This is a genomic window from Thermoactinomyces vulgaris (assembly GCF_005886755.1).
Taxonomy (GTDB): Bacteria; Bacillota; Bacilli; order Thermoactinomycetales; family Thermoactinomycetaceae; genus Thermoactinomyces; species Thermoactinomyces vulgaris.
Map to the genome: position 1 here is coordinate 698,680 of NZ_CP039710.1, position 12,366 is coordinate 711,045.

Annotated in this window: 5 protein-coding genes, 9 tRNA genes and 3 rRNA genes; all 17 read left to right on the top strand. The window is 50.9% G+C overall.

Annotated features, from left to right (window positions below):
• Positions 1-105: 105 nt before the first annotated feature.
• The 17 genes from FA954_RS03575 (at position 106) to FA954_RS03655 (ending at position 12,327) form a co-directional block, all read left to right on the top strand.
• Complete coding sequence (locus FA954_RS03575) at positions 106-1,470, top strand: cytochrome ubiquinol oxidase subunit I (RefSeq protein ID WP_062843301.1); 1,365 nt, start codon at positions 106-108, stop codon at positions 1,468-1,470.
• The gene (locus FA954_RS03580) at positions 1,454-2,473 is read left to right on the top strand and encodes a cytochrome d ubiquinol oxidase subunit II (RefSeq protein WP_037998427.1); all 1,020 of its coding nucleotides are present in this window, start codon (positions 1,454-1,456) and stop codon (positions 2,471-2,473) included. Before FA954_RS03575 ends, FA954_RS03580 begins: the two co-directional genes overlap by 17 nt.
• 224 nt (positions 2,474-2,697) lie before the next feature.
• Positions 2,698-5,632: ribosomal RNA gene (locus FA954_RS03585) — 23S ribosomal RNA — on the top strand.
• A 55-nt stretch (positions 5,633-5,687) separates the two neighbouring features.
• Positions 5,688-5,764, top strand: a tRNA-Arg gene (locus tag FA954_RS03590).
• A 9-nt stretch (positions 5,765-5,773) separates the two neighbouring features.
• Positions 5,774-5,888: ribosomal RNA gene (gene rrf / locus FA954_RS03595) — 5S ribosomal RNA — on the top strand.
• 506 nt (positions 5,889-6,394) lie between these two features.
• A complete protein-coding gene (locus tag FA954_RS03600; protein ID WP_121873922.1) occupies positions 6,395-7,627 on the top strand; it encodes a dicarboxylate/amino acid:cation symporter in 1,233 nt (410 codons plus the stop codon).
• 131 nt (positions 7,628-7,758) lie between these two features.
• Positions 7,759-7,845, top strand: a tRNA-Leu gene (locus tag FA954_RS03605).
• Between the two features lie 3 nt (positions 7,846-7,848).
• A tRNA-Gly gene (locus FA954_RS03610) sits at positions 7,849-7,922 on the top strand.
• Between the two features lie 8 nt (positions 7,923-7,930).
• Positions 7,931-8,006, top strand: a tRNA-Thr gene (locus tag FA954_RS03615).
• Between the two features lie 6 nt (positions 8,007-8,012).
• Positions 8,013-8,089 (top strand) — tRNA-Glu (locus tag FA954_RS03620).
• Between the two features lie 5 nt (positions 8,090-8,094).
• Positions 8,095-8,171 (top strand) — tRNA-Asp (locus tag FA954_RS03625).
• A 13-nt stretch (positions 8,172-8,184) separates the two neighbouring features.
• Positions 8,185-8,260: transfer RNA gene (locus FA954_RS03630), tRNA-His, on the top strand.
• Positions 8,261-8,263: 3 nt separating this feature from the next.
• Positions 8,264-8,338: transfer RNA gene (locus tag FA954_RS03635), tRNA-Gly, on the top strand.
• Positions 8,339-8,527: 189 nt separating this feature from the next.
• Positions 8,528-9,301, top strand: coding sequence for a hypothetical protein (locus FA954_RS03640; protein WP_121873921.1), 774 nt, complete (start codon positions 8,528-8,530; stop codon positions 9,299-9,301).
• Between the two features lie 91 nt (positions 9,302-9,392).
• On the top strand, positions 9,393-10,442 hold the full coding sequence (locus FA954_RS03645) for an Ldh family oxidoreductase (RefSeq protein WP_049720529.1): 1,050 nt from the start codon (positions 9,393-9,395) through the stop codon (positions 10,440-10,442).
• A gap of 175 nt (positions 10,443-10,617) precedes the next feature.
• Positions 10,618-12,166 (top strand): 16S ribosomal RNA (locus tag FA954_RS03650).
• 85 nt (positions 12,167-12,251) lie between these two features.
• Positions 12,252-12,327 (top strand) — tRNA-Ala (locus FA954_RS03655).
• Positions 12,328-12,366: the final 39 nt, after the last annotated feature.

A 12,366-nucleotide genomic window follows, 5' to 3' on the forward strand; every position in this document is an offset into this window, starting at 1 on the left:
ACAGGTTTTGATGATGGAAGGCTTACAAAGTAAGTCTTCCTTTTTTGCATAAAATTTCCTGATCCTATCAAACTAAGAAAAGACCGTGAGACGAGGAGGATTTGTATGGATCAGGTCACCATGGCCCGAATCTTTTTTGGGACTTCTTTGGCTTTTCACATCATCTACGCCACGTTGGGAATCGGTTTGTCGGCGATGGTTTTTGTAAGCGAATGGCTCTTTTACAAAAGAAAAGATCTTCACTACGCGGTCATGGCTAAGCGGTGGACCAAGTCAGTGGCACTGCTTTTGGGAGTGGCCATTCCGAGCGGGACCATTGTGGCTGTCCAGCTTTCGCTGTTGTGGCCGGGATTTATGAAAATTGTCGGTCAAGTGATCTCGGTTCCGTTTCAGATTGAAATCTATGCATTCTTTTTGGAAGCACTCGCCTTATCCATTTATGTTTACGCTGCTGACCGCCTGGCCCCTTTGTGGCGGGTGATTTCCGTGTTTTTAGTGGCTTTTGGCGCCGCGGCTTCCGGAATTTTGATCACATCGGCAAACACTTGGATGAATACTCCTGCGGGGTTTGACATGAAACCGGACGGGACGGTCTACAATGTGGATCCATGGAAAGCTTTTTTTAATCCGAGCTTTGGAAACACCGCTTATCATGTGGTGGTCAGTGCGCTCATGACCGGAGCATTTGTGATCGTGTCTATGGCCAGTTACCGCTTGTTGAAGGGAAAGGCCACCGAACGCCCCGTTCATCAAAAAGCTTTGTTTTTCTCATTGATTGCAGCGTTTGCCATGTCGTTTTTGACGGCAGTTTCCGGACACGGATCTGCCCAAAATTTGCATCAATATAATCCGGAAAAACTCGCCGCTTCAGAGGGATTGTTTGAAACCCGGCGTTATGCCCCACTGATCATCGGCGGTGTGGTGGATCAAGAAAAAAGAGAAGTGAGAAACGGGATTGAAATCCCCTACATGCTCAGCTTTTTGGCAGGAGACCGGTTTGACACGGAAGTCAAAGGCTTGGAGGAATTTCCGGAGGAAACCTGGCCGCCGGCCTATGTGCACACTTTGTTTAACATCATGGTGGGAATCGGTGTCCTCTTGTTGGCTCTTTCCGCTTTGGCCCTTTATTTTTGGTGGAAACAACGGGATGCAAAGGAGAAAAATCTGCCCCGCTGGCTGTTGTGGTTACTGGTTGCATCCGGGCCCTTATCCATGCTGGGGATCGAATTTGGCTGGATTTTCAGTTGCAGCGGACGTCAGCCCTGGACGATTTACGGGGTGCAACTAACGGCGGAAGCGGCAACCAAAGCCGGGAACCTCGGTTTCCTGTATGTCCTGTTTGCCGTGGTATACGGGTTGTTGAGTTTGATGTTGGTCAAAGTGATGATCTCCTATTTCCGGCGTCATCCCCTCGAAGAAGATCTGGAACAAATGAGACAAAAGGGGTATTCCTATGGAGCAAACTATTGAACCGTCGATTGCCATTTTGTTGATATGGATGCTTGTCTACGTCTACAGCATGGCCGGATCCATCGATTTTGGAGCCAGCTTTTGGGCGATGATTTACAATCAAAAACGATCCAAAGCCGGACAAGTGGCCAACCGGTTTTTGTCTCCCACTTGGGAGGTGACCAATACGATTTTGGTGTTGTTGGTGGTGTCCATGGTGGGCTTTTTCCCGAAAGCGGCTTATATGCTGGGAACGGTGCTGTTGGTTCCGGTCAGCATCATTTTGTTGCTGATCACCTTGCGCAGTTCTTTTTTGGTGTTGTCTTATTCGGCCGGGGGGTCAGCCAAAGGACTCCGTATTGTTTCGGGTATGACGGGCTTGTTTGTCCCGGCGCTTTTGATCAGCGCGTTGCCGGTGACGGAAGGCGGCTTTATCCGGGAAACCGGGGGACAGATCATGATGTTGTTTGATAAGTGGTTAACCAGTCCTTCTGTTTATTTGTACATGTTGTTCGGGCTTGCGTCGGAATTGTTTTTGTCTGCTTTGTTTCTCGCGGATTATTCGAGGGAAGCCAATGATACGGAGGCTTATGCGATGTACCGGAAGCAAGCCGTCTGGCTCGGGCCGGTGGCCATCGCAGCGGCGGTTTTGACGCTCGTTTTTTTGGAACCGGAAGCGGAATGGTTGTTGCATAGGCTTAGCGGACAGTTGAAACTGTTTTTGTTATCCATGGTTTGTTTCTTGATCGGGTACCTTTTTTTATGGCGGGGAGGCCGGCGGATCCGGGTGGCGATCATTTTTATATTTTTACAATATGCGTTTGCCACGTTTGCTTACGGAATTGCCCATCTTCCGTATATTGTCTATCCCTACTTGACGGTCGGAGAAGCATTTACCAACATTAACACCTTCTATTCCCTGCTTAAAATCCTTGGTGCGGGGATTGCCCTGCTCTTGCCGGGATTCTTGATTTTTTGGCGTTTTTTCCTGAAGGATAAGCGTTATTTGCAAAAGCAGGAATAGGAAACATAAAATTTTTTTAAAAAATGTCTTGCGCAATTTGTCGATTTGTGTTAAATTATTTCTTGTCGCCGCGAGGCGATGGAAACAATGAAAAAACGACGCACTTTGAAAATGAGATATGGAAGAAGCAAGACGAGGTTGAAGAAGCTCGTTTGACGAGAATCTTCACACGTCGCTTGTCAAGTTGCAATCACCGGGAGAAGTAATCTCCAAGAGAGCCAGTAGGGTAAGCTACTAAGGGCACACGGTGGATGCCTTGGCGCCAGGAGCCGATGAAGGACGGGACGAACACCGATATGCCCCGGGGAGCTGTAAGTGAGCGTTGATCCGGGGATGTCCGAATGGGGGAACCCGCCAGCTTGAAGAGCTGGCACCGCCATCTGAATCCATAGGATGGACGGGGGCACACCAGGGGAACTGAAACATCTTAGTACCCTGAGGAAGAGAAAGCAAACGCGATTCCCTGAGTAGCGGCGAGCGAAACGGGAACAGCCCAAACCGGCTGGCTTTGCCAACCGGGGTTGTAGGACGTCTCACACGGAGTTACAAAGGTGACGGATAGATGAAGTGGTTCTGGAAAGACCCGCCAAAGAAGGTAACAGCCCTGTAATCGAAATCGGTCACCCTCCGAGACGGATCCTGAGTACCGCGGGACACGTGAAACCCCGTGGGAAGCAGGGAGGACCACCTCCCAAGGCTAAATACTCCCTGGCGACCGATAGTGAACCAGTACCGTGAGGGAAAGGTGAAAAGCACCCCGGGAGGGGAGTGAAAGAGAACCTGAAACCGTGTGCTTACAATCAGTCGGAGTCCTTTTAAAGGGATGACGGCGTGCCTTTTGTAGAATGAACCGGCGAGTGACGGTTACGTGCGAGGTTAAGGTGAGAAGCCGGAGCCGCAGCGAAAGCGAGTCTGAACAGGGCGAATGAGTACGTGGCCGTCGACCCGAAACCGGGTGATCTACCCATGTCCAGGGTGAAGTTCCGGTAACACGGAATGGAGGCCCGAACCTGTTGGTGTTGAAAAACCATAGGATGAGGTGTGGGTAGGGGTGAAATGCCAATCGAACCCGGAGATAGCTGGTTCTCCCCGAAATAGCTTTAGGGCTAGCCTCGGAGAGGAGTCGTGGAGGTAGAGCACTGATTGGGCTAGGGGCCCCCACAGGGTTACCGAACTCAGTTAAACTCCGAATGCCACAGACTCGTCCTCCGGGAGTCAGACTACGAGTGCTAAGATCCGTGGTCGAGAGGGAAACAGCCCAGACCGCCAGCTAAGGTCCCAAAGTAACCGTTAAGTGGCAAAGGATGTGGAGTTGCCCAGACAACCAGGATGTTGGCTTAGAAGCAGCCATCATTCAAAGAGTGCGTAATAGCTCACTGGTCAAGTGACTCTGCGCCGAAAATGTAACGGGGCTAAACGGTTCACCGAAGCTGCGGATGTCCTTCGGACATGGTAGGGGAGCGTTCCAAACAGCAGCGAAGCTGCTTCGTGAGAAGCGGTGGAGCGTTTGGAAGTGAGAATGCCGGTATGAGTAGCGAAAAGAAGGGTGAGAATCCCTTCCACCGAAAGCCTAAGGTTTCCTGAGGAAGGTTCGTCCGCTCAGGGTTAGTCGGGACCTAAGCCGAGGCCGAAAGGCGTAGGCGATGGACAACAGGTTGAGATTCCTGTACCACCTTGTTCCGTTGACGACGGGGGGACGCAGGAGGGTAGAGAATCGCGCGACTGGTTGTGCGCGTCCAAGCAGTGAGGCTGAAGAGACAGGCAAATCCGTCTCTTCTTAAGGCCAGGCTGTGATGGCGAGGGAAGTTTCAGTACCGAAGTTCTTGATCTCACACTGCCAAGAAAAGCCTCTAAGGAGGAGCAAGGTGCCCGTACCGCAAACCGACACAGGTAGGCGAGGAGAGAATCCTAAGGTGCTCGGGAGAACTCTCGTTAAGGAACTCGGCAAAATGACCCCGTAACTTCGGGAGAAGGGGTGCCCCGTTAGGGTCTTCGGGCCCGAGGGGGCCGCAGTGAAGAGGCCCAGGCGACTGTTTAGCAAAAACACAGGTCTCTGCAAAGCCGCAAGGCGAAGTATAGGGGCTGACGCCTGCCCGGTGCTGGAAGGTTAAGGGGAAGAGTTAGCTCACGCGAAGCTCTGAACCGAAGCCCCAGTAAACGGCGGCCGTAACTATAACGGTCCTAAGGTAGCGAAATTCCTTGTCGGGTAAGTTCCGACCCGCACGAAAGGCGTAACGATCTGGGCGCTGTCTCAACGAGAGACCCGGTGAAATTGTACTACCAGTGAAGATGCTGGTTACCCGCGACAAGACGGAAAGACCCCGTGGAGCTTTACTGCAGCCTGATATTGAATCCGGGTACGGCTTGTACAGGATAGGTGGGAGTCTGCGAAGCCGGAGCGCCAGCTTCGGTGGAGACGCCGGTGGGATACCACTCTGGCCGTATCGGGGTTCTAACTCGCCGCCGTCATCCGGCGGGAGGACCGTGTCAGGTGGGCAGTTTGACTGGGGCGGTCGCCTCCTAAAAGGTAACGGAGGCGCTCCAAGGTTCCCTCAGCGCGGTTGGAAATCGCGCCCTCAGAGTGCAAAGGCAGAAGGGAGCTTGACTGCGAGACCTACAAGTCGAGCAGGGACGAAAGTCGGACTTAGTGATCCGGTGGTTCCGTGTGGATGGGCCATCGCTCAACGGATAAAAGCTACCCCGGGGATAACAGGCTTATCTCCCCCAAGAGTCCACATCGACGGGGAGGTTTGGCACCTCGATGTCGGCTCATCGCATCCTGGGGCTGAAGTAGGTCCCAAGGGTTGGGCTGTTCGCCCATTAAAGCGGTACGCGAGCTGGGTTCAGAACGTCGTGAGACAGTTCGGTCCCTATCTGTCGCGGGCGCAGGAAATTTGAGAGGAGCTGTCCTTAGTACGAGAGGACCGGGATGGACGCACCTCTGGTGTACCAGTTGTTCCGCCAGGAGCACCGCTGGGTAGCCAAGTGCGGAAGGGATAAGCGCTGAAAGCATCTAAGCGCGAAGCCCCCCTCAAGATGAGATTTCCCATTCCCTCGTGGAAGTAAGACCCCTTGTAGATGACAAGGTAGATCGGTCCGGGGTGTAAGCACAGCAATGTGTTCAGCTGACGGATACGAATCGGTCGAGGGCTTTCCCTACTTACTTCTCACGGTTGCTTTGCTTCTTCCATCCTCATTTTCAGGGTGTGTTCATGTGCCCTTAGCTCAGCTGGATAGAGCGTCTGACTACGGATCAGAAGGTCGGGAGTTCGAATCTTCCAGGGCACGCCAATCAAATTGTCTGGTGACCATAGCGGAGGGGATCCACCCGTTCCCATCCCGAACACGGAAGTTAAGCCCTCCAGCGCCGATGGTACTTGGGGATGACCCCTGGGAGAGTAGGTCGTTGCCAGGCGAATTGTCACCCAAACCACCTTCAGCAAGACTGCTGAAGGTGGTTTTTTTATGTTTCATGCGCATTTAAGGTATCTTTTTTTAAAAATATAAATTTAGCAATTTAAATTTTACATATTTGGAGTATCCTATTGAGAAAAATTGCCAAAAAGGTTTATGTGAAGATAAAAAATATGAATATTGAAAAAGTGTTTTTACCTTTGCCGGTACGAAGAAAACGGGGATGATTTTCAGAGAAGAGGGATCAAGGGCAAAGTGATCGTGAATCTGAAATCTTCTGCTCTCATTCCAATGCACAAGAGGGGACCGGCTTGCAACCGGAATTTGCAATGATAAATAAAATCTTTTGGTTTTTTTAGGATGATAATTTTTAGTTGAGATATTTCTTTATAAAATATATAATAAAATTGTCATTATTACCTTGTCGCCTGTATTGTCTGATTAATTTAAAATTGATTTTTTATGAATTATCGAATTATTTTTGAAAGGTGTGAGGCTATGAAGAAGATTTCCTTGACGAAAAAGATTTTGATCGGGATCTTGCTCGGTCTGATAGTTGGTGTTATTCTTAATCTTTATTTTCCATCTGCATTTGTCGTCTTGAATCAATATTTATTTGACCCGGTCAGTAATTTATTTATTAAAGCAATTAAAATGGTTGTCGTTCCTCTTGTGTTTTTCTCGCTGGTTTCGGGAGCTGCCGGCATTGCCGATCCGAAAAAACTGGGGCGCATCGGCGGGAAAACGATTATCCTGTATATTCTGACAACGGCAATCGCCATTACTTTTGCCATTATTTTGGCAAATATCATCCAGCCGGGAACCGGGGTTACGATTGACCAACCGGCGGAAGAAGTGAAAGTGGATAAGCCGCCGAGCATGATTGATACCCTGGTGAATATCGTTCCGGAAAACCCGGTGAAAGCCATGGCTGAGGCGGAAATGCTGCAAATTATCTTTTTCGCTTTGCTGTTTGGAATTGGAATCGCTTTATTGGGGGATAAGGCCAATCGCATCAGAGAAGTGATTGAACAGGGAAATGAAGTGACGTTGAAACTGGTTACCCTTGTTATGGCCACAGCCCCTTATGCGGCATTTGCCTTGATGGCCCGGGCGATCGGGGAATCCGGGATCGAGTTGATCGGTTCCATGGCGATATACATGATCACCCTGTTGCTGGCGTTGTTGTTGCATATGGGTGTGACATACAGTACACTGCTTGCCGTATTTGCGAAGATGAATCCGATTTTCTTTTTCAAACGCATGATGAGGGCGATGGAAGTTGCCTTTACGACCAGCAGCAGTGCCGCCACCCTGCCGGTGACCATGGATGTAGCGGAAAATGACTTTAAAGTCCCGAAATCGATCAGCAGTTTTGTGTTGCCGCTCGGCGCCACGATCAACATGGACGGAACGGCCATCATGCAGGGGGTTGCCGCCATTTTCATCGCCCAGTTATATGGAATTCCGTTGGGGATTGATGATCAGCTCATGATTATTTTGACCGCAACCCTTGCGTCAATTGGTACGGCCGCTGTTCCGGGAGCCGGAATGATTATGTTGACTTTGGTGTTGCAATCGGTGGGGCTGCCGGTTGAAGGGATTGCCATTGTACTCGGTGTGGACCGCTTGCTGGATATGAGCCGTACGGCAACCAACATTGCCGGGGATGCCTGTGTCGCGGTCGTTGTTGCCAAAGGTGAAGAAACAAGACAGCAACAAGAAGGTTCAGCTGCGTGATCTTCAGTGGCATCAAGGGGAAAAAAGACGGGATTCCCGTCTTTTTTTTGTTGAAAAAGGGGTTGCGTTTTTTTCGAACCTGTGTTAAATTATATCAGCGTGAGATGATTTTCTAATTTCCATAACATTTTGCGGTCGTGGTGGAATTGGCAGACACGCTATCTTGAGGGGGTAGTGGCCTTTTGGCCGTGCGAGTTCGAGTCTCGCCGACCGCACCAGTTGCGGGTGTAGTTCAGTGGTAGAACATCGGCCTTCCAAGCCGAATGCGAGGGTTCGATTCCCTTCACCCGCTCCAGAGCATCCGCTCCCTTAGCTCAGTTGGCAGAGCGCTTCCATGGTAAGGAAGAGGTCACCAGTTCGAGCCTGGTAGGGAGCTCCATGAAACGGCCCGTTGGTGAAGTGGTTTAACACACCAGCCTTTCACGCTGGCATGCAGGGGTTCGAATCCCCTACGGGTCACCAAATGCGGAGCTGTGGTGTAGAGGCCTAACATGCCTGCCTGTCACGCAGGAGATCGCGGGTTCGAATCCCGTCAGCTCCGCCATTTTTTTTGGATGGCGGCCGTGGCGAAGTGGTTAACGCACCGGATTGTGGCTCCGGCATTCGTGGGTTCGATTCCCACCGGTCGCCCCATATGCGGAAGTGGCTCAGGGGTAGAGCATCGCCTTGCCAAGGCGAGGGTCGCGGGTTCGAATCCCGTCTTCCGCTCCAAACAAACCGATAACCAAGCAAAGCTGCAAGTGATTTAAAACTTGCAGCTTTTTTCTTTGCTAAAAAGGTGTTCCCTGGAATGTTTACATATTTTTTATTCAATTACAAATTAAATCAATTTTATCCAATTTTAAGAAGGAAATTGAAAAAAGATGTGGAAAACTAATTCCCCGTAAGGGGGTACATAAAATGACAAAAAAATGGATTAAACTTGCTCAAGTTGTTTTGTCGTTGGTTTCGTTGTTGGTAATCAGCTTACATCCGGCCGTTTCATCAGCGGCAGACGATGCGGATGTACAAGCGAAGCTCAAATCGTTGGTTGAAGCAAATGTTTTAAAGCCGATTCCTTTTAAGGGAAATTGCACCTCGATTCAATTCAAAGTACAGGTGGGAAGCGTTTTTAAGTTGGTTGATCTTCCCGACACCCCGCTAAAAGTGGTGGTGCCTTATGAAATTTACTGGTATCCGGCTTCCGATCAAGCGTTGGTGAACGGGAAGAAAGTGGATCAGGGAGTACTGGATGTAAAAGAAGACAACGAAACTCTTTTTGTGAAATATGATCCCAGGTCCAATCCAAACGGCGCCAAAGGGACGTATGTTTTAAAAGTAAGATTGAACATAAACAATGAAGTCATCGGGAAGATCTTGATTGCAAAACTGGTGTTCAACCATGATTGCGGATCGGATCAACCGGGGGCGCCCGATGATCCAGGAAGCGGCCAACCGAATGACCCGAATAATCCCGATGATCCCGGAAACCAGGATGATCCGAAAAATCCCGGAAACGGTGGTGATCAGCCCGGCGATGACAATCAAAAGGGTGGTTCCAAACAGCCTCAAGGAGGAAAGTTGCCCAAGACCGCGACGTCATATGGAACCGGAATGATGTTTGGACTTGGGGGAATCCTGGCCGGGATGGTACTTCTGTCCGTTGCAATGAAAAGAAAATCCCTTTTGGGTTAATCTTTTCCGGATCCGGAGAAAAGAAGGAAGGCCTGTGACAATGCAGGCCTTTTTCTTTACGCAAATGATCTGAAAGGAGGTTTGCCATCCGTTGCCGCGATTTAAAGATGCCGATCTGCGGCGATTTGCCGAAACAGTGCTCAAAGCGGTCGGAGTTTCTCAAAAAGATGCGAAAATAATAACGGATTCATTGATACAAGCCAACTTGGAAGGAATCGACAGCCATGGCATCAGCCGTTTGCCGGTTTATGTGCGCAGGATGATGGAAGGCAGAATTTCCGTGCGCCCGTGTCTTCGGATCATTCAACACGGATCGGCGTTAAACGTGGATGGAGACAACGGGTTGGGGCAAGTGGTTTCTTACCGTTCGCTGGAAGCGGCGATTCCCGTTGCAAAAAAACTGGGCATGGCCGGTGTCTTTATTCGTCGCAGCAATCATAACGGCACAGGTTCGTTTTACTGCCAGCAAGCCATGCGGGAGAATATGGTGCTGATCGCCATGACCAATACCCCGCCGGGCATTGTGCCAACCGGAGGCAGAGAACCGCGGCTGGGGACCAATCCGGTTGCTTTCGGTTTTCCGGTGAACGACGGTCCACCGTTGATTGTTGACTTGGCCACCAGTATGGTTGCAAGAGGCAAAGTGATTTTGGCCGCCCGCGAAAAGAAACCGATTCCCAAGGGCTGGGCCGTTGATGAAAACGGAATGGATACAACGGATCCTTCGGCCGCACTCAAAGGGGCGATGCTGCCGTTGGGGGGAGCCAAGGGATATGCTCTGGCATGTGCAATTGAGATGTTTTGCGGGGTCTTAAGCGGTGCCGCCTTCGGGAAAAATGTAGTCAGCATCTATGAAGAGAAGGCTGGCTTTGCTGGTGTGGGACACCATTTCATCCTGTATCATGTGCCGCATTTCATGTCATTAAAGGAATATGACAAACGGATGAACGCCTTTTTGCGGATGTTGAAAGAAACACCTCCTTCCACAAACAGTGATGGCGTTTATTATCCGGGAGAAAGGAGATATCAAAGATATTTGCAAAGAAAAAAACAAGGAATTCCTCTTTCGGATGAAGTGGTGAAGGATTTGAATGACATGGCGAAAAGCCTTTCGGTACAAGGGGTTTACCAGGGAGAATAAAGTTCTTCTGTGTGATTTATAATAGAGAGAGAAAAAATTAATTTTTTTGTTGACAAGTGATCAAATATGGGTTAATATATTCAACGTTGTCGCGAAAAACTGCTGCATGACTTGTTCCTTGAAAACTGAAGAGTGAAGACATGACTCGTTAATTCTTGAGAGTTCACATCAAACTTTTTTGGAGAGTTTGATCCTGGCTCAGGATGAACGCTGGCGGCGTGCCTAATACATGCAAGTCGAGCGGGAGAATCATCCTTCGGGATGAGGATCCAGCGGCGAACGGGTGAGTAACACGTGGGCAACCTGCCCGCAAGACCGGGATAACTCCGGGAAACCGGGGCTAATACCGGATAGTCCTTTTCCCCGCATGGGGAAAAGGGGAAAGGCGGCTTCGGCTGTCACTTGCGGATGGGCCCGCGGCGCATTAGCTGGTTGGTGAGGTAACGGCTCACCAAGGCGACGATGCGTAGCCGACCTGAGAGGGTGATCGGCCACACTGGGACTGAGACACGGCCCAGACTCCTACGGGAGGCAGCAGTAGGGAATTTTCCGCAATGGGCGAAAGCCTGACGGAGCAACGCCGCGTGAGTGAGGACGGCCTTCGGGTTGTAAAACTCTGTTCTTGAGGAAGAATTCCTTCCAGGCGAACAGCCTGGAAGGTTGACGGTACTCAAGGAGAAAGCCCCGGCTAACTACGTGCCAGCAGCCGCGGTAATACGTAGGGGGCGAGCGTTATCCGGAATTATTGGGCGTAAAGCGCGCGCAGGCGGCTGATTAAGTCAGGTGTGAAAGGCTGCGGCTCAACCGCAGAGCGGCACCTGAAACTGGTCAGCTTGAGTGCAGGAGAGGGGAGCGGAATTCCCGGTGTAGCGGTGGAATGCGTAGAGATCGGGAGGAACACCAGTGGCGAAGGCGGCTCTCTGGCCTGTAACTGACGCTGAGGCGCGAAAGCGTGGGGAGCAAACAGGATTAGATACCCTGGTAGTCCACGCCGTAAACGATGAGTGCTAGGTGTTGGGGGGCTACGCCCCTCAGTGCCGAAGGTAACCCATTAAGCACTCCGCCTGGGGAGTACGGCCGCAAGGCTGAAACTCAAAGGAATTGACGGGGGCCCGCACAAGCGGTGGAGCATGTGGTTTAATTCGAAGCAACGCGAAGAACCTTACCAGGGCTTGACATCCCGCTGACCCCTCCAGAGATGGAGGTTTCCTTCGGGACAGCGGTGACAGGTGGTGCATGGTTGTCGTCAGCTCGTGTCGTGAGATGTTGGGTTCAGTCCCGCAACGAGCGCAACCCTTGTCGTTAGTTGCCAGCATTTCGGATGGGCACTCTAACGAGACAGCCGGTGAAAGCCGGAGGAAGGTGGGGATGACGTCAAATCATCATGCCCCTTATGTCCTGGGCTACACACGTGCTACAATGGCTGGTACAAAGGGCAGCGAACCCGCGAGGGGGAGCCAATCCCAAAAAGCCAGTCTCAGTTCGGATCGCAGGCTGCAACTCGCCTGCGTGAAGCCGGAATCGCTAGTAATCGCGGATCAGCATGCCGCGGTGAATACGTTCCCGGGCCTTGTACACACCGCCCGTCACACCACGAGAGTTTGCAACACCCGAAGTCGGTGAGGCAACCTTTTAGGAGCCAGCCGCCGAAGGTGGGGCAGATGATTGGGGTGAAGTCGTAACAAGGTATCCCTACCGGAAGGTGGGGATGGATCACCTCCTTTCTAAGGAGCTCATTTCGAGCAAAAACGTTTCAAAGAGTCATGTCTCGCACTCTTTGGTTTTGAAGGAATAATTCCTTCAAACTGTGGGGCTATAGCTCAGCTGGGAGAGCACCTGCCTTGCAAGCAGGGGGTCAGCGGTTCGAATCCGCTTAGCTCCACCAAGATAAAGAGCTGTTCACAAGCGAATGGTTCTTTTCTTT

Bases quoted from the DNA above. Each gene is read 5' to 3' on its own strand.
- FA954_RS03640 (WP_121873921.1), top strand. From the start codon at position 8,528: ATGACAAAAAAATGGATTAAACTTGCTCAAGTTGTTTTGTCGTTGGTT.
- FA954_RS03580 (WP_037998427.1), top strand. From the start codon at position 1,454: ATGGAGCAAACTATTGAACCGTCGATTGCCATTTTGTTGATATGGATG.
- FA954_RS03575 (WP_062843301.1), top strand. From the start codon at position 106: ATGGATCAGGTCACCATGGCCCGAATCTTTTTTGGGACTTCTTTGGCT.